Below are 16,899 nucleotides of genomic sequence, written 5' to 3' on the forward strand. Positions count from 1 at the left end.
CGTTACTTTAAGGTCTTTTTTCAAGACTTTACATAACGAAAGTCTTAACATAACCTTTAGTTCTTGGCCAGTAACAGTTGCATGCGTTAAGTTCTGTCCCTAAGTGCTTAGCTAGAAGTAATGCGTATTCATTGTACTTTAGTTCATTTCCTTTCCTAGGGTTGTTCTCAATTACTAGTGCTTTAGGATTATCAATTAGGAGTTCCTGTGTAATTCCACTTAAGTCTTCGAACAATTCCTGAATAGCCTCGTAAATGGCTTCAGCATCAACTGTAAGAGAGAAGCAAAGAGCCTTTTTTCTGCTGGCTGCAAGAATCATTGACAAGCAATATACTGTCTCAATTCTATCATTAACAAATACCTTGTATTCAGACCAATCAAATTGAGCTTGGTCACCGGGGGGTGTTTCAATTCTAACTGTTGCTCGTCTGGATACCTCACGCTTTACTTCGTCAATCTTCTTTAGAGCCCTGTAAATTGGGTTGATTGAGCCATCATAACCTCGTTGTTTCAACTCCTCATATATTCTAGTGCCATTAAAGAAGAATTCTGGTGATGTTCGCCATAAAATTATCTCATCCATATACATGTCAACCTTTGAGGGGTAACTTGCTCTTGTATACTTAGGCTCTTTTTTTAACTTGATTAGCCTTTTAACAGTATTACGAGATATTCCCAGTTGCTTAGAGATTTGTAATTTAGGGACTTTCTGCTTGTGTAGTTCCTGCACTGCTGCCCACTGCTGCAAATTTTTCACGTCCTTTTGCCCACCTTTTGTAAGTTTATACTACAAAAGGATGGTAGCTTATTTTGGCAAAGTGGTCAATTTTAAACGTAAAAAATACATTAGAGTGTTTTAACGAGTAAATTATTTACCCATGCTAGTGGTCAATTTTACTCGTCAATTAGTGGTCACTTTTAATTGTAAATCAATAGCTGGGCTTTCGCAGTAACGCAGAAGATGGATGCTTTTCAACAGTCGCATACAAAAAACCCTAAGCTTATGGCTTAGGGTTCATATCTCCATATTTGGTGGAGGCGGGGGGAGTCGAACCCCCGTCCGAAGGCATCTTAACAGCAGTATCTCCGAGCGCAGTCTCTACTTTGGAGTTCGCATCTTTAGGCTTCTAGAGACAAAATCTTAAAGATACTAGCTTCTTAGTTTCCTTACCAAGTCGAAGCAACTTTGGAAAGTAGTCTGCTATTTGTTTTCGTCTCAGTCACCAGTCACAGACAAACTAGTGGTAAGACGTCCGCTGACTATGCAGCGAAAGCTAAATTATTGTTTGTTTTAGCGTTTAATTTAAGTTTCCAGTTATTAACGTGGCCCTGGCCCACGGCTCGCTACTCCCATCTCAACTAGAGATATAGATCATTAAAAATAGTAGCAGTTTGCTTTTAAACATAGTCATAACTTTCGCAAACAACTACACATAGCTTTGTATATTGGTCTCATTTTTTCAAGAATTGTTACTTTGCCAGTTCTAGCCTACTATATGGTTCTAAAAGTTTTTTTAGTTTCTGCCAGTTTTTTAAAACCTTCTCTGTATGTTCAACAGTTTCATTATTTAATTGATTATTTATTTCTAGTGTATCTACTTTTAAATTATATAAACTATTATAATCTTTCTCAGCAGTTACTGCACTCCAAATATACAATTCCTTCAAGGTTTCCTTATTTAGATTCATCTTTTTTGCAATGTCAGGATATACTTTTTCTAGCACATCACATGCAACACTTCCGTTCAAACTCTGTCTTATTCTTCTTGGAAGATATTCTGCTTTATGATAATTCGTTTTATCTATGTTATCCTTCCCTAATATTAAAAATAGTGTCTGCACAGAATACATCCAAATTTTCAGAAGCTCTTTATAGTCGTTAACATACGTAAAAAAATTATTATCATTAAATCTTTCTCTATTTTTGTATAACTCAATGATGTGAATGAGACACTGAGTAACGGCATGAGCATCTGCATCCATCTCTATAGTTTGATAATCTAAAGGACTTAATACCATATCTTTATTATCAACCATTCGTTGCTTATACAACCCAGATAAACTATTCTGGAATAACATATGACCATTGTAATGGTGACCCAGTTCGTGATAAATGACAAACATTATACTTATATAGCTTAATAGAAACACAAAATCTTGCCGGTCAATATCACTAGGAGAATTGTAAAAATTTAATTGTTTTAAGTTTTTATTAATAACAGGCTCTGTATGAATGCTTATATCAAATAAAGATGGTTTTCCGACATTTATAAAAGCATCTGGTTGAGATAACAATTTATAATAATAATCAAAAATGCTTGAAATCGTTCCATAGTTCAAAGCCACAAAATCAATATTATCCTCATGAAAAGCAAAAGCATTAACTGTTTTATTTTCAAGATATGTAAAATGAAGTTCATATTCTTTAAATCTCTTAAATTTTCCTCTTATTCTCTCTTCAATTATTTTCGTACTCTCCTTAAAAACGTTAAAAAAACTGTTTTGGTTCCAAGACTCAGTATCTAATATATCTCCAATATCGCTTCGATATTTGATTAAAATCTTGTGTGCATCGTTCTTCATCGAAACACTCCTTTAAATATTTATTAACATACAACCTAGGTAAAAACTGCGCTATATTTATCAAATTTTCTTTTCATATCCTTACTAGTAAGATTTTTTATTATATCTCTAGTCTTTCTCCCTACTTCAATTCTATAATTTTTTAATTCTAGAACATTTATATGTTCACTAAACTCCATTATTTCATTTTCTGACATTGCATTGCCAGTATCTGTTATTTGTGAGTTTATTCTTTTGTGCCAATTTTCTCTATTAAAAATCTGTTTATCTCCTGCAACTAATAAGTTCATTGTTATGTCCTCTATTCTGCTGGAGGAAGATTAGGGGTCAGGCTTGAAGTTTTTCCATTCTCTCTTTCAACTCATCATTTACCTGCCTAACTATATCAGCAACCTTAATATCAAGACGCTTTTTCTCTGCTTTAATCTTGGAGGTAGCTGATGGCGATAAGTTTAGTAGCCTTGCTAGTTCGTTGTTTGAAATCTCAACGTATTTATCACTGAGTATCACAATGGCTTTTCTAGCAATTACGTACTCTTTAAGTTTCGTCTTATCTGTTATTTCTTTCTTGCTTAAACCAGTTTTCTCACATACACAATTTATTACATCATCAACGCTAACAACTAAAGCAGGCTAAACCCTTGAACTCCTCTACAGTAGCGTGTACTTTTTTTTCATCTAAGACAAATTCACTAAGTTCCATTTTCCCTTGGTCAAGATTCATAAATCTTCTATATTCCTTAACTCCACGCTTAATATCTCCACCCAGCATTTCCAGTATAAACTCCACTTCAACTACGGATTTCTTATTCACCTTTAAATAATCCTGATGACTACTCCATTTATAATTAAGTCCATTATAAATCCATGCTTCAACTGGATTTAAGTGTATATACTTTACTAGTTGTAACAAGTATGACTCCCAGTCGCATAGCAATGCTTTGTACCGCTGCTGGAATACATGACCAGTTCTAGAATGCTTCAAATTAATTCTTTGGGTATAGCTTTGCTGTATTCCCTGCATGATCTTAGACAGTGGCACTTTCCCGGTTTCTATAAGCAAATGAACATGGTTATCCATAATGCAATAGGCATAGAGCTTAAAGCCATATCGTTCTTTATATTTATCCACTAGAAATAAGTATAGTTCTTTATCTTGATTATTGCGAAAAATATACTCCCCATTGCTACCTCTGTACATTACATGATAAAAGCTCCTGGATATTCTAAAATGTACCCTTTGTAAAGAACAATTTAAAAAAAGACTAAGCAGCTTGAAGATGATTCCTGAATTGTTCAGGGGTCATCTTTTTTAATCCCCATTGACATCTATACTGATTATAATAGACCAAATAATCATTTATTTCGTCTTGTAGGTCTCCAAAGGTATTACATGATTTATATATGTGGATTTTGTGGATTTCTTTATTCTTCACCGACTATTTTCTCTAATCTCCGATTCCTTTTTTCTTTACAAGATTCACACCATGCATTTAACGCAATTTTGCCCATTCCAACAAGTAATAAAGCTATAACGGGAGCTATAAAGGCACCTGATGAACCAACTACAGGTGCTATTGCAGAGGAAATCAATCCTATGGCATACCCTTTAGATAAATTGACTTCACTAGAAAGTTTCTTCCTATAATCGTCATATTTTTCATCACCACAAATCAAACCTTCTAGCTCTTCTTCTACTTTTTCCAAGAATATATTTTCTCCCTTTATGGTACCAAAAGGAGCGGTATTTTGGGGACTTGCTGTTAACCATAATATCGCGGTTTCTTTTGGCGATTTACCACTCGAGAGAATTTGCTTAATTCTATTTTTTTGATATGAAGGTAAAGTGTCAACCCATGACTCTTGTTCATCAAAAATTAGTCCATTAAAACTATCCATTGTATATCATCTCCTTTAAATATTCTGCAGAAACAGCATGTGTTGTTTGATGTAGAGTTTGAGGATCGATTCCCCCGATACTAATTCCACCATTGCTTGAAGGTGCGTATGAACCAATAAGTATTCCAACTACCTCCATACTACTTAGCTTAATTATAGGTCCACCAGATTGTCCTGGACGAGATTGAACATTTAAAATTATATGTTTAGTTTTTATTCCCCCACTTTCTATCATTACCTTTGCTCCTATTTGTGTCCTCTGTTCAGTCAATACCATTCTACCTTGATCTGCGTGTGGAAAACCAAAAATAGCAACTGAATCACCAGGCACACATTCATCTGCTCCACTAATATTTACATTTGAAGTTGCTCCATTTTCTACCTTTATAATAGATAAATCACAAAAAGGGTCTGTAGCATGTATTTTAGCAGGGATACTATTAACTTTTTTATTAGTCGTATCTTGGTAATTGTAAAATGATTCAGTTTTATTAAGTATAATCACTAAGTTCTTGTCATCATTATTTGTCACATGGGATGCCGTTGCAAAATAACCTGGTGCCCCTAACATAAAAGCTGTACCTAAAAGATTAATTCCATTTTGCGTTATTCTTCCTACTGGAAAAACAATTTTATTAATATGTTGAAATGAACATGCCCCTGTCAAGTAGACAGTAGAAAAAACAAAAAATACTATGCCGTCAATCATTAATTTGATTGGCGTTATTTTTTTGAAGGTTTTATTTATTTTACCCGCATTTATTCCACGGTCCTGTTGACATGGGGGCCCCTGTACCCTCTGGACTCCCATTCTTGGGCGGAAGTTGATACTTGACAAATATTTGGCTTCCGCCACACACATTTTACCAGAGGGTACACCCCATATAAACAGGCTTTCGCGGCATAAAAGCTTATGCTACCTTACTTAAAAGGTGTTGCCTATACTCCATTGGAGTCATACATTCAAGCCTCTTCTGATAACGATGATTATTGTAATACTCTATGTATTCAATGACAGCAGATTCCAATTCCTGATATGAGCTGAATTTGTTGAGATAGTACATTTCTGACTTAAGGGTACCAAAAAATGCCTCCATAGGGCCGTTATCTATACAACGGGAGATTCTAGACATACTCTGTGTCATACCCGCATTATCCAACTTGTTTTTGAACATTTTTGAGGTGTATTGAAATCCCCTATCACTGTGGAAAATTGGCTTTGCATCAGGGTGCTGCTCATGGGCAATGTCAAACGTTCTAAATACCAGTGCATTGTTATTTGAATGACCCAAGACAAAGGACACTATGCTCTTATCTCCGAGGTCAAGTATGGCACTTAGATAGGCTTTTCCACTGATTCCATATTTCATCTCTGTTACATCAGTAAGCCATTTCTCCCCAAATCCATTTGCATTAAAGTTCCTGCTTAGTACGTTTTTTGCAGTTATTTCTGGTGTGGATTTGATGTAGTTCTTTCTCTTTCTACGGCATACAGATTTTAAACCTAGTATTTTCATCAGTCTGTAGATTCTCTTATGGTTTACATGGAATTCTTGCTCTCTGTTTAACTTGATTGTCATCTGACGATACCCAAGTATACCGCCTCTCTCTTCATATGCATCTCTGATTAATGGTATTAAAGTTTTGTTAAATTGTTCATTAGTACTTGCTTCTCTGTTTAACCATTTGTAATATGAGGAACGTTGAACCTTCGCAAAAACACAGAGTTTTGTGATTGAATAACCTTTAGTCTTTTTAAGTTCCTGTATCGTAAGATAGATCGTCTCATATCTTACTTGGCTTAAAACCGCCCCCTTTCTATTTCTTTCAACTTTTTTAAAAAATCTATCTCCATTTGCTTCTGGCGAATTTCAGCTTCAAGTAGTTTGTTTTGGGCTTTAAGTTTGTCCATTTCAGACATGTCATCTTCTGACTTTCTTTTGCCTCGCTTGTCTTGAAGGGCTTCTATACCTTTTTTTAGGTATTTATTAGTCCATGAATTAACCTGCTGGTAAGATACATTAAACTTCTGTGCTGTTTCAACATAGTTGCATTTATTCTCAATACAGTACTTTACTATTTCTACTCTTTCATCAAAATGGGTCTTTCTTCCTTTAGTCATGATAGATACTCCTCCAGTACCAGAAGATTTTAATTTCTCATGACTATTATACTTCATAACCCATGTATGAAGTATCCCTGTAGAGCGTATTCCATATTGAAAACATATATCATGCAAAGAACCCTTACCAGAAAGGTATTCCTTTATCGCTAATTCCTTTGCATTTGAAGAATGGCTAGTATTCTTTGCACTAGTAGTCAACCCATCAACACCCAACGACATATAATTACTGACCCATCTCCTCATGGTATCTTTACTGACACCGATTAACTTAGCTGCATGGCTAACTGAATTTTTTCCTTCTATACACATAAGAACATACTCTAACTTTTCTTCTGGTGAGAATTTACTTTTCCGACCCATAAAAAATACTCCTCCTTGTTGTAAACAGTTTTTATTATTTTAACTGTCTACCACAAGGGGAGCATATCAAAATGACATATTTTTTTCTCCCTCTAGTTTATATTTTTAGTTTTGTGCTCTTTAACACAAATATTTTTTCCATCATACTAGTAAAGCCAACTCGTAAACAATGTAACTAATCCTATCGTCTAACGTCCCAGCTATTTTCAACGTACCGTATTGACCCAAGACTTGCCCTCCTACAGGTACAGCCCCTAAGTTGCAAGTCTTGGGTCATAGGCCAATGTGGTGCGGCAATCCCCAAGCCTGCCCACACTGCACCTTGAGGGAATGGCTTGTTATCGGATGTCAATGCCTTCCTCGAATTGCCTTGAGTTCCCTTCTTTTATTTTTATTACTTCATAGGATCAATCCTCTTTTGTCGCTATTTTATTTTCATAAGCTGTGTTATTTTCTTCTATTTTCAAAGTTAAATAATCGTTAATTGCATCATTAACCTCTGGTACACTTCTGATAATTGATTTATTCAAAGAAATATTGTTCTTATAAAATTCCATGTATGTACTTTCTTGAAGGGGTTTTTTGGCGTTATCCGGCATCAAGTATTTTCTAACACTACCCTCCAAGTCAGCCTTTAAATCAGGTGAGTACAATATAAGATGATAATTCTGAAACCAATAATGCTCATCGTCCATTTCCTTCAATTTATTTATATCTATTGTACTGAATAGCCCATCTTTTAGGTAATAAGAGATTAGTAGTTGATTATTAGTCAAAAGCACTTTTTGGGTAGTTGCTTCAAATATATCCGAGAAACCAAATATGCTAATTGCATAATAATAGTATAATTGTTCATCGTAAAACTGTTTCTGAAGTGCTTCTCTATATCTAACTTCTAGAAATTTGACTAGTTTTTGATTGTTGAAATTACTCATTGCATTAAATTTATCGGCTGTATATAAAAAAGCCTCAGGGGAAAATTTCAGAATAAAACAAAGTTGGTGATAGTCATAATTCATTACTGTATACTTTTCTAAATCTATCATTTCTCTAAAATACCTAGTTTTGAAAAAGTTATTGATAAAAACAGTTTTTAGTTTTCTATCAGACAAATTAGACATTCTATATATGATTTGATTTATAAAATGTAGCCTATGTTCTTCTTTTTCATAGTTATAATATTTTATATTACATTCCGCAATCATTTTTTTCCAATATCGACCAACTAAATTATAGTTGTTAAAAGTCTCATATGTCCACTCTTCCTTCTTATCTTCGTTACGTTCAAGCTCATATTTTTCTAATACCTCATCAAAAATTCTTAATATAATCTCTGCATCCCCCTTATTACAGAAGAAATAAAAGTCATCAGAAAAATAATTAAACTCGCAGTTTAACTGCAAATCAGTAATTTTCTTCTCAATATCATTGCTAATATTTTTTAAGTTTAGTTCAGCAAAATACAACGATAAATAATTTCCCATTATTAATCCGTTTGTTTGCCCTAGGTTCATATTAGTTAGGTAATTCTCTTTATTCCCTAATGAGCCAATATAATGAGTATATATTCTTCCATAATACTCTTTTATATCTACCTTCAATAAAATATCGTACACACATAGCATGTTAAAATCCTTTTCCAGTTGTTTATCGTATTCTCCAGATACAAAATCTCCTGTTACTATGTTTGCTGATAATCGTTTATGACCTGAATCTAAATCCTGAATGCTATCAAAAGAAGGGAGATTTTTAAACTGCCCATAAGCAGTAACAAAGTTCAAGATATTTGGGATTTTGAGGGTACGAAATTTATCTTCATTTTTCTTCACTCTAAAATTAAACGGTTTAACCCAACATAAATTCTTTATAGTATAGGAAGATAAATCATCTGGGAAAGCAAGAGATTCAATATCAATAAAAAACCTGACTGGTTTTTTAAAATTATAAAGATTATTAAGACTCATTTTGTATCACTCATTTCTTTTAGAGTTTTCTATATGTTTATATATGCATGATTTCCAATAACGTCTCTGCCATTCCCATGTGCCCGTAATTGGCGCAAGACTTGCCCCTCCTACAATACAGTCTCTAGTTGCAAGTCTTGTGACAAATGCATGTGGGTGCGGCAAGCCCCAGAGCCTGTCCACACCTCGCCTGTGGGAATGGTGCGTAGAAATCGTTTTCGCGAATGTTAGTATGTTTCCCAAGAAATCTTGTCCAATTCATTCAATAAACTATCCCAAACTTCACCTTCAAACCATTCGACTTTTCCTTTATCAATTTTGCCAAGTGAAACCAACCATTCTGGCGCATAGCTCTTATTCCCATTATAAAGTCGCCATTCAAACCCATTGGTATAAAGAACTTTTTTAAACTTAGCAATATGATCTAGTAGTTGTTTTGATTTACCATTTAGCTTCACTGTCATACGTTTTATTTCAACTGCGCCAAGAATTTTACTTGTATCTCTAAATTTGTCATCAAACAAATAGAAGTCTTCAGATAGTATAACAAAATCTGGAAACCCAGACTTACTAGCATAAATCTCAGAACCTGAAAATTCGCTTTTGCGTCTAGTAGAAACATCTCGCAAAGAAATTTTTTTATTCTGATTTCTTTCTCTAATCAAACACGCAACAATCGAGTATAGTTCACACTCGATCGGATTTTGCATATAAATTAATTCCAGCTCCCGCTGATATAACCTGAAATCATCTGAATTCTTCATTACTCTCCTCCTAAAAATATGTTTCTTACATTTCATCCGGTTGTGCTATCCTTCTTTATCACATTTATATTATACTGCCAATTGATTCTTTCGCCTAACATCCTGCTACTCCCAACATGGTCGCCTCTTTAGGCTGGCGCAAGACTTGCATTCACCCTTTGCCATCCAGAGTCGCAAGTCTTGTGACAGAGGACATGTGGCGCGCAACCCCCAGGTCTTAAAAACAGGGAATGGTTTGTTATCAACCGTGATAATCTCTTAGCTTCGACTTCTCTAACTGGAACTAAAAGACAAATCTACCAGTTAAGAGATTTGATGGGTTGACCTTGCCTTATCAGACAAAAATTTACTATTTACTTTTATTTTTTAATAATGTATTTAATTCCTGTTACCAATACTGCTATAACACCAACAACACTACCTATCAAAGTTGCTAACCTTTCATCTTTGAAGATTAAAAAAATTAAACTGAATCCGGCAAAAACCCAAGTTGATAATATTATATACCTCTTCTTTCCTCTTAATAATGATTCACTCTTAGTTGATGAGAATTGAACGTCCTCGTCTGTAATGAATAAATCTAATTCGTGAAAAAGCTCATCATATTTTTGATTGTATAAATTCCTAACTTCCTTCGATGTATTAGCCATTTCTGTATCTGTTTCAGAGTACAACGCTGTGTTACCAATAAGAAGCATATATTGTTTTTCGAGCTTATTTAATAACTCTACATATTTTTCTTTTATTTCCTCATTATCTATCTGTATAACAAAATATCCATTTAATAATTTAACTATCTTGTCTACCTTCTGGACAATATCTTCTTTATCTTTTAAGAAAACAAAAGAATTCTCCAGGTTATATTTTAAAGTATATAAATCATTAACTATGATTCTGATAATAAATTTAAGCCTTAATTTTTGGTATAAACTATTGTATTGATTAGATCTATAAACATTAATCTGTTTTATTAAGTAATGAATCCAGCAAAAAACCTTATCGTTTATACTAATCTTACTTAATGGGTTAATACTCTCATTCGTTATAAAAATAATAGAAGAAATAAAAACAATCGCTATGCCAACGAAATAATAAGTATCTTTAAAGGCGATTCTAAAGTATAAACCCTTAAAAAAACTTATTAGCATAATCAATACTCCAACTATGGCTAATATAATAAACATAGTAACAACAATAATATCTCGAATTATTATCTGGCTTAATTTATTTTCAGTATTTGTACCTAGAACTCTTTTGTAGTGCCAATCAGTATTTTGCATAAGTACCCCCTTCTTTCTCAAATTATTATGTATGATAACTCATATATTCCTAACCCGTTTCGCTAATACTACCTATCAAAGCTGATCTAAAGGGTTAGATATTTTTAATAAAGACTATACCGAGACATGAATATAGTTCTCCGTTGTTTTGTTACTTTTGTGACAAAGCAGTTCTCTGAATATACCTTAATCTACACCCGCCCAGCATTTGTTTGCGTAGTAATACCTCTAACAATAAATATAGACTTTTTTAACCCATAACAGTCCCTTATTTTATTCGCTAAAATAACCTCTATTTCCTTTATTTTCTAGTTATTTTTCTATTTATTAAGAATTCTCGACATTTTTCACACACATTAAAACCCCTACTCTGTTCTTTCATTTTTGAGCTCCACCTTTTACTAGTAGATAGTCATGCAAGTTCAGTATGACTTCTCTTACATCTTAGCAATAAGCATATTCTGACCCTCTCAGACTGTTCAAAAGTCTTCAGATTCTAGGCGCAAGAAAAAACCAGCCCGGAGCGTATACTCAATACGTGAGGACTGGTTTTTTTGAAGCAACGACGAAGATGATGGCTTTTCAACAGTCGCATATACAAAAAACCCTAAGCTTATGGCTTAGGGTTCATATCTCCATATTTGGTGGAGGCGGGGGGAGTCGAACCCCCGTCCGAAGGCATCTTAACAGCAGTCTCTCCGAGCGCAGTCTCTAATTTGGAGTTCGCATCTTTAGGCTTCTAGAGACAAAATCTTAAAGATACTAGCTTCTTAGTTTCCTTACCAAGTCGAAGCAACTTTGGAAAGTAGTCTGCTATTTGTTTTCGTCTTATTCACCAGTCACAGACAAACTAGTGGTAAGACGTCCGCTGACTATGCAGCGAAAGCTAAATTATTGTTTGTTTTAGCGTTTAATTTAAGTTTCCAGTTATTAACGTGGCCCTGGCCCACGGCTCGCTACTCCCATCTCAACTACCCCCGTCGAAACCATTACGCCCCCATGTTAGTGGGGTTGACGCAGGTTTTTAGGAAATGCTTTGATGTAAAGTTTATTATAACACAAATGTAGTAATAAGTAAACTTACATTTTTTGTCTTTCCCGGAATGTATGATTCATATATGATAATGTCTAGTTATACCACAAAAGATTATGTCCTAAAAGTGATTCATATATTATAATACCCTCATGACTATAAAAATGAGGTGGACAAGATGAGAAAGGTGATATTAACTATGGATGAGAATCAGAAATATGAAATAATTAAAAAGTTGGTAGAAACTAATGGCAACAAGAAAACTGCAGCCCTTAAAATCGGGTGTACACCTAGGCATATCAGTAGGCTAATCAAAGGGTATAAAGAAAAAGGTAAAGCTTTTTTCATTCATGGAAACCGTGGTAGGCAACCTTCAATAACCTTATCTGAAGATACCAAGAAGTTAATCTTAGACTTATACCGCACTAAGTATTATGATTGTAATCTAACCCATTTTTCAGAGCTTCTTAATGAGATGGAAGACATCAAAGTATCTGTCGGTACCATTACTTCTATTCTTAGGAAAGAGTTCATCCTTTCGCCAATGGCAACACGATCTTCTAGGAAAGCATTGAAGAAAGAACTAAAGGATCTTCAAGCTAAAACTAAATCTATGAAGAAGGCAGCTGTCATTCAAAGCTCCATTTTAGATATAGAGGACTCTCATCCTAGGCGTCCTAGGTGTGCTTACTTTGGAGAAATGCTCCAAATGGACGCTTCCATGCATGAGTGGTTTGGTGGCATAAAAACACACCTTCATGTAGCAATCGATGATGCCACAGGGCAAATGTTAGGCGCTTACTTTGATGAGCAGGAAACGTTAAAAGGCTACTACAATGTTCTTAATCAGGTCCTAACTAACTATGGAATCCCTTATCAGTTTTTTACAGATAATCGCACTGTATTTGAGTATAAAAGAAAATACGAAAAGAAAAAAGAAGCTTCAGTTGAAAAAGATACATTTACTCAGTTCGGATATGCATGTAAGCAGTTAGGAATCGACATTCAGACATCTAGCGTTCCACAAGCAAAAGGGCGGGTTGAAAGAGTATTTGGCACTCTTCAATCCCGCCTAGTCGTAGAGCTACGCTTGAGAGGTGTCTCCTCAATTGAGGAGGCAAACAAATTCCTTTACTCCTACATAAAAAAATTCAACAAGCGATTCGCTTTACCTATTGATAGTATCAAATCTGTGTTCGAAACGCAACCAGATAATGATAAAATCAATCTAACACTGGCGGTAATTTCTTCTAGAAAAATTGATAATGGGAGTTGTATTAAATATCATAATGAGTATTATCTGCCTGTTAATGCTTATGGAGTTGCAGTGCATTACCGTAAGGGTACTACAGCTATGGTCATTAAAGCCTTTGATGGGGACATTTACTGCTGTATTGGTGAACAGGTTTATTTGCTTGAGTTGCTACCACATCATAAACCCTCTTCAAAAGCATTTGATCTAGCAACTCTTCCTGAGAAACCTAAGAAAAAATATATTCCTCCAATGAGTCACCCATGGAAACAGGCATCATTTGAAAGATATTTAAAAAAGCAATTACATAGGAACAACATAGCTTAGCAAGAATCTTAGAAATCACTAGGTTTATTAAAGTTACGCAAAAACAAGGTGCATTCTAGGCACTGCCTTTTTGTTTTACGGCGAGTACAAAGTCCTACCATCATACTGTTCATTTTGAATGTCAGCCGAAGCTGAAGCATCGGCTACAACTGTCTTTTGTGAAAGCCATGAACAACAACAGATTGTCGCAGTATTAAAAGTTAATAGCATAACTATTCTGAAAAGTGTTTTTAGAATTTAGCACCAGAAATCTGGTGCTTATGTTAAGACTTTTTTAGGACATTTTCAAAAATGGTTGACACTTACATTTTTTGTCTTTCCCGGAATGCTTTTTCCATTTCTCTTTTTGCTGTTTTTTCAGCAATTGTCGCACGTTTGTCATGGAGTTTTTTACCTTGGGCTAGTGCTAGCTCCATTTTAACTCTTCCTTTTGAGAAGTATAGCTTTAGTGGAATTAGTGATAGTCCTTTTTCCCGTGTTATGCCGAAGAGTTTGTTTATTTCGCTTTTGTGTAGTAGTAATTTTCTCGGTCTTACAGGATCATGGTTATTGCGATTACCTTGTTCATACTCGCTTATGTGCATCTGGTACACGAATATTTCACCGTTTTCCACTCGGCAGAAGGATTCTTTCAAGTTTACCCTACCGTTGCGGATGGATTTTACTTCAGTTCCTTTGAGTGCTAACCCTGCTTCATATGTTTCTTTTATGAAGTATTCATGACGTGCTTTTCTGTTGTCTGTTATGATTTTCATTTTGTCACCACCTTGTTTGCGTTGTTACTATTCTTTCACTGCAATTGGAAAGTATTTTACTTCTCGGAATATTTTTTGATTATTAGTTTGCTATAAATACTTCTTAAGTGTGTTATTTCTGGACTATGTGTGTCCTCAAAGACTTTTAACTCTTTTCAAAATTTACAGTCATTATATGATTATGCAGTAAATATTTTACCATAAATATACTAAAATTCATAGGGGGTATCTTCCATTTACCTTTTCATAATATTCAGATAAAGTAATAGTTTTAATTTGTCCATATATAGGGGTAGACACACGGCGGGTAACCGTGTGTCTGGGTAAAGGGTTAATGGGTATAACTTTGGGGTACCTTTATAGTATCATAGACCTAACATATTTTCAAGAGGTTAAATTAAAATAAAATCAATATTTTTTTCTTCTTTATTTACCTTTGTAACTTTTATATTTACCTTTTCTCCTAGACGGAATGTTCTTCTGGATTTTTCTCCAACTAAGGAGTAGGCTTTTTCGTTATAGTGATAATAATCATCAGTCATGTTACTTATGTGAACCAAACCTTCAACTGTGTTCTCTAGTTCAACAAAAATACCGAAATTCGTAACACTGCTAATAATTCCCTCAAATTCTTCACCAAGATGTCTTTCCATGTACTGAACTTTTTTGAGGTCTAAGGTTTCTCGCTCTGCTTCCTCTGCCCTTCGTTCTAATTGGGATGTATGAACACCAGCTAAAGGTAAGTTTTTAGTTAAATTTTTGATTCGCTTTTCTGACATCTGGCCTGTCAGTATCCATCTTAATACCCTATGGACTATAAGGTCAGGGTACCTTCTAATGGGTGAAGTGAAGTGAGTATAGTAATGTGCTGCAAGTCCAAAATGTCCCATGTTTTCAGCGGTGTATTTAGCTTGTTTCATGGATCGTAAAACTACGGTATTTATTATTTTTTCTTCTTTTTCACCTTTGACCTTATCAAGTAATTCCTGAAGTAATTTTGGATGTAGCTTTTCTGCAGATCCTTTTAGTTGGAAACCGAAGTTGTGGATGAATTCATTTAGGGAAGTTATTTTGTCTGTTGATGGTTTTTCATGGATACGGTAAATGAAGGGTAACTCCATTCGGGATACATGTTCTGCTACTGTTTCATTTGCCACGAGCATAAATTCTTCAATGATTTTTTCAGCTATGGTTCTTGGTCTTGGCACAATGGCAATAGGTTTGCCGTCTGAATCTAGCTCGACTTTTGCTTCTTGGAAGTCAAAGTCAATAGCTCCCCTTTTCACCCTGCGGCTATTTAAAATCTCCATGAGCTCATGCATTTGTTTGAACATGGGTACCAATGGCTTATATCTTTCTATAAGTTCTTGATCCTCATCCACTAGGATTTTTTTAACATCTGTGTAAGTCATTCTTTCCACTGTTTTAATTATACCTTGAGTCACTTCATAGTCAACTACTCTACCGTTGTTATCTATTTCCATTACCAGTGACATGGTAAATCTATCTACCTTAGGGTTCAAACTGCATATTCCATTGGAGAGTCTTTCTGGAAGCATGGGTATAACCCTATCAGCTAGATATACACTTGTTCCCCTAGTATATGCTTCTTTGTCTATGGGGGAGTTTGCTTCTACATAGTAGGAAACGTCTGCGATGTGAACACTTAGCTCGTAGTTTCCATTGTCTAGTTTGTTGACATATACTGCGTCATCTAAATCCTTTGCATCTGCTCCGTCTATTGTAACTATAGGTAGGTGTCTGAAATCTGTTCTATGGGATATATCCCTTTGGTCTATTATTTCTGGTACGTTCTGAGCAGCACTCATTACCTCAGGTGGAAATTCCATAGGTAGTTTGTGTTTTGCCATTATAGCTAAAATATCTGTGCCAGGTGCATTTCTATTACCAATCCTTTGTATTATTCTTCCTTCAGGGTTTCTTCTTGGTTCTGGCCACCTTGTTATTTCTACAACTACTACTTCGTTTTGTTGTGCCCCATTGAACTCGCTTTTAGGGACGAATATATCCTGACCTATTCTCTTATCTTCAGGCACAACAAAGGCAAAGTTTTGACTCTTTTCAAAGGTTCCAACTACAGTAGTGTTGGCTCTCTTGAGTATACGGATTACTTCTCCTTCTTGTTTTCCCATGACCCCACCTTTATGTAGGCGTACTATAATTTTGTCGTTATGCATGGCGCTGTTCATGTCCTGGGAGCTAATGTAAACATCTTCTAGTTCTGGGTCTAAAGGAAGTAAAAAACCAAATCCTTTGGAATGAGCCTGTAGCATTCCTACTACTAAGTTCATTCTCTCAGGTACGCCGTACCGATTTGACCTGGTTTTGATTATTTCTCCTTCTTCCTCCATTTCTTCTAATACCCTTTGAAAGTCGGATATTTCTTTTCCCTGTAAGTTGTAAGATGATACCAATTCTTCTAATGTCAGTGGCTTATAAGCTTCTTCGCGCATGAACTGCAAGATTTTTTCTTTCATTTTGTTCCTCCTTGATTATTTAGTTTTCTAAGGTAGCCTCCCAAAAACGGGCTATGTCA

General features: G+C 35.0%; 14 protein-coding genes, 2 other RNA genes and 2 pseudogenes. 1 reads left to right on the plus strand and 17 read right to left on the minus strand.

Going from position 1 to position 16,899, the window contains the following annotated elements; genetic code table 11:
* Positions 1 to 28: 28 nt before the first annotated feature.
* The 15 genes and pseudogenes from istA to ssrA (HYG86_RS06110) all read right to left on the minus strand — a co-directional run bounded on the left by istA (position 29) and on the right by ssrA (HYG86_RS06110) (position 11,974).
* Positions 29 to 757, minus strand: coding sequence for an IS21 family transposase (gene istA / locus HYG86_RS06040; protein ID WP_213168016.1), 729 nt, complete (start codon positions 755 to 757; stop codon positions 29 to 31).
* A 273-nt stretch (positions 758 to 1,030) separates the two neighbouring features.
* Positions 1,031 to 1,360, minus strand: a transfer-messenger RNA (tmRNA) gene (gene ssrA, locus HYG86_RS06045).
* A gap of 110 nt (positions 1,361 to 1,470) precedes the next feature.
* Complete coding sequence (locus HYG86_RS06050; RefSeq protein ID WP_213168017.1) at positions 1,471 to 2,583, minus strand: hypothetical protein; 1,113 nt, start codon at positions 2,581 to 2,583, stop codon at positions 1,471 to 1,473.
* 35 nt (positions 2,584 to 2,618) lie between these two features.
* Positions 2,619 to 2,873, minus strand: a complete 255-nt coding sequence (locus HYG86_RS06055; RefSeq protein ID WP_213168018.1) for a hypothetical protein — start codon at positions 2,871 to 2,873, stop codon at positions 2,619 to 2,621.
* A 37-nt stretch (positions 2,874 to 2,910) separates the two neighbouring features.
* On the minus strand, positions 2,911 to 3,186 hold the full coding sequence (locus HYG86_RS06060) for a hypothetical protein (protein WP_343064233.1): 276 nt from the start codon (positions 3,184 to 3,186) through the stop codon (positions 2,911 to 2,913).
* A 13-nt stretch (positions 3,187 to 3,199) separates the two neighbouring features.
* Positions 3,200 to 3,883, minus strand: a complete 684-nt coding sequence (locus HYG86_RS06065) for a transposase (protein ID WP_343064234.1) — start codon at positions 3,881 to 3,883, stop codon at positions 3,200 to 3,202.
* Positions 3,849 to 3,983, minus strand: a pseudogene (locus HYG86_RS06070) (IS3 family transposase); the annotation flags it as partial. The gene HYG86_RS06065 and the pseudogene HYG86_RS06070, both read right to left, overlap by 35 nt.
* 25 nt (positions 3,984 to 4,008) lie before the next feature.
* On the minus strand, positions 4,009 to 4,482 hold the full coding sequence (locus tag HYG86_RS06075; RefSeq protein ID WP_213168022.1) for a hypothetical protein: 474 nt from the start codon (positions 4,480 to 4,482) through the stop codon (positions 4,009 to 4,011).
* Complete coding sequence (locus tag HYG86_RS06080) at positions 4,475 to 5,149, minus strand: S1 family peptidase (protein ID WP_246451906.1); 675 nt, start codon at positions 5,147 to 5,149, stop codon at positions 4,475 to 4,477. Before HYG86_RS06080 ends, HYG86_RS06075 begins: the two co-directional genes overlap by 8 nt.
* A gap of 244 nt (positions 5,150 to 5,393) precedes the next feature.
* On the minus strand, positions 5,394 to 6,263 hold the full coding sequence (locus tag HYG86_RS06085) for an IS3 family transposase (protein ID WP_246451953.1): 870 nt from the start codon (positions 6,261 to 6,263) through the stop codon (positions 5,394 to 5,396).
* A 20-nt stretch (positions 6,264 to 6,283) separates the two neighbouring features.
* Positions 6,284 to 6,967: a helix-turn-helix domain-containing protein gene (locus HYG86_RS06090; protein ID WP_213165510.1), complete on the minus strand. Its 684-nt coding sequence runs from the start codon at positions 6,965 to 6,967 to the stop codon at positions 6,284 to 6,286.
* Positions 6,968 to 7,374: 407 nt separating this feature from the next.
* Positions 7,375 to 8,931: an RNA-dependent RNA polymerase family protein gene (locus HYG86_RS06095; protein WP_213168023.1), complete on the minus strand. Its 1,557-nt coding sequence runs from the start codon at positions 8,929 to 8,931 to the stop codon at positions 7,375 to 7,377.
* Between the two features lie 227 nt (positions 8,932 to 9,158).
* Positions 9,159 to 9,695, minus strand: a complete 537-nt coding sequence (locus tag HYG86_RS06100) for a hypothetical protein (protein WP_213168024.1) — start codon at positions 9,693 to 9,695, stop codon at positions 9,159 to 9,161.
* A gap of 359 nt (positions 9,696 to 10,054) precedes the next feature.
* Entirely contained in the window at positions 10,055 to 10,975 is a 921-nt protein-coding gene (locus HYG86_RS06105; RefSeq protein ID WP_213168025.1) for a hypothetical protein, read from the minus strand.
* 642 nt (positions 10,976 to 11,617) lie between these two features.
* Positions 11,618 to 11,974: a transfer-messenger RNA gene (gene ssrA / locus HYG86_RS06110) on the minus strand.
* A 233-nt stretch (positions 11,975 to 12,207) separates the two neighbouring features.
* Here ssrA (HYG86_RS06110) and HYG86_RS06115 point away from each other — a divergent pair.
* Positions 12,208 to 13,587 (plus strand): ISNCY family transposase, encoded by a 1,380-nt coding sequence (locus tag HYG86_RS06115; protein ID WP_213169124.1) that lies wholly within the window; start codon positions 12,208 to 12,210, stop codon positions 13,585 to 13,587.
* A 302-nt stretch (positions 13,588 to 13,889) separates the two neighbouring features.
* Here the strand turns inward: HYG86_RS06115 and smpB are convergent.
* A pseudogene (smpB, locus tag HYG86_RS06120) lies at positions 13,890 to 14,351 on the minus strand (SsrA-binding protein SmpB); the annotation flags it as partial.
* A 383-nt stretch (positions 14,352 to 14,734) separates the two neighbouring features.
* Positions 14,735 to 16,840: a ribonuclease R gene (rnr, locus tag HYG86_RS06125; protein ID WP_213168027.1), complete on the minus strand. Its 2,106-nt coding sequence runs from the start codon at positions 16,838 to 16,840 to the stop codon at positions 14,735 to 14,737.
* Positions 16,841 to 16,899: the final 59 nt, after the last annotated feature.

Source organism: Alkalicella caledoniensis, assembly GCF_014467015.1.
Lineage (GTDB): Bacteria > Bacillota > Proteinivoracia > Proteinivoracales > Proteinivoracaceae > Alkalicella > Alkalicella caledoniensis.

Coding starts and splice junctions, on each gene's coding strand:
- HYG86_RS06050 (WP_213168017.1), bottom strand. CDS start 2,583: ATGAAGAACGATGCACACAAGATTTTAATCAAATATCGAAGCGATATT.
- HYG86_RS06055 (WP_213168018.1), bottom strand. CDS start 2,873: ATGAACTTATTAGTTGCAGGAGATAAACAGATTTTTAATAGAGAAAAT.
- HYG86_RS06075 (WP_213168022.1), bottom strand. CDS start 4,482: ATGGATAGTTTTAATGGACTAATTTTTGATGAACAAGAGTCATGGGTT.
- HYG86_RS06090 (WP_213165510.1), bottom strand. CDS start 6,967: ATGGGTCGGAAAAGTAAATTCTCACCAGAAGAAAAGTTAGAGTATGTT.
- HYG86_RS06095 (WP_213168023.1), bottom strand. CDS start 8,931: ATGAGTCTTAATAATCTTTATAATTTTAAAAAACCAGTCAGGTTTTTT.
- HYG86_RS06100 (WP_213168024.1), bottom strand. CDS start 9,695: ATGAAGAATTCAGATGATTTCAGGTTATATCAGCGGGAGCTGGAATTA.
- HYG86_RS06105 (WP_213168025.1), bottom strand. CDS start 10,975: ATGCAAAATACTGATTGGCACTACAAAAGAGTTCTAGGTACAAATACT.
- HYG86_RS06115 (WP_213169124.1), top strand. CDS start 12,208: ATGGATGAGAATCAGAAATATGAAATAATTAAAAAGTTGGTAGAAACT.
- rnr (WP_213168027.1), bottom strand. CDS start 16,840: ATGAAAGAAAAAATCTTGCAGTTCATGCGCGAAGAAGCTTATAAGCCA.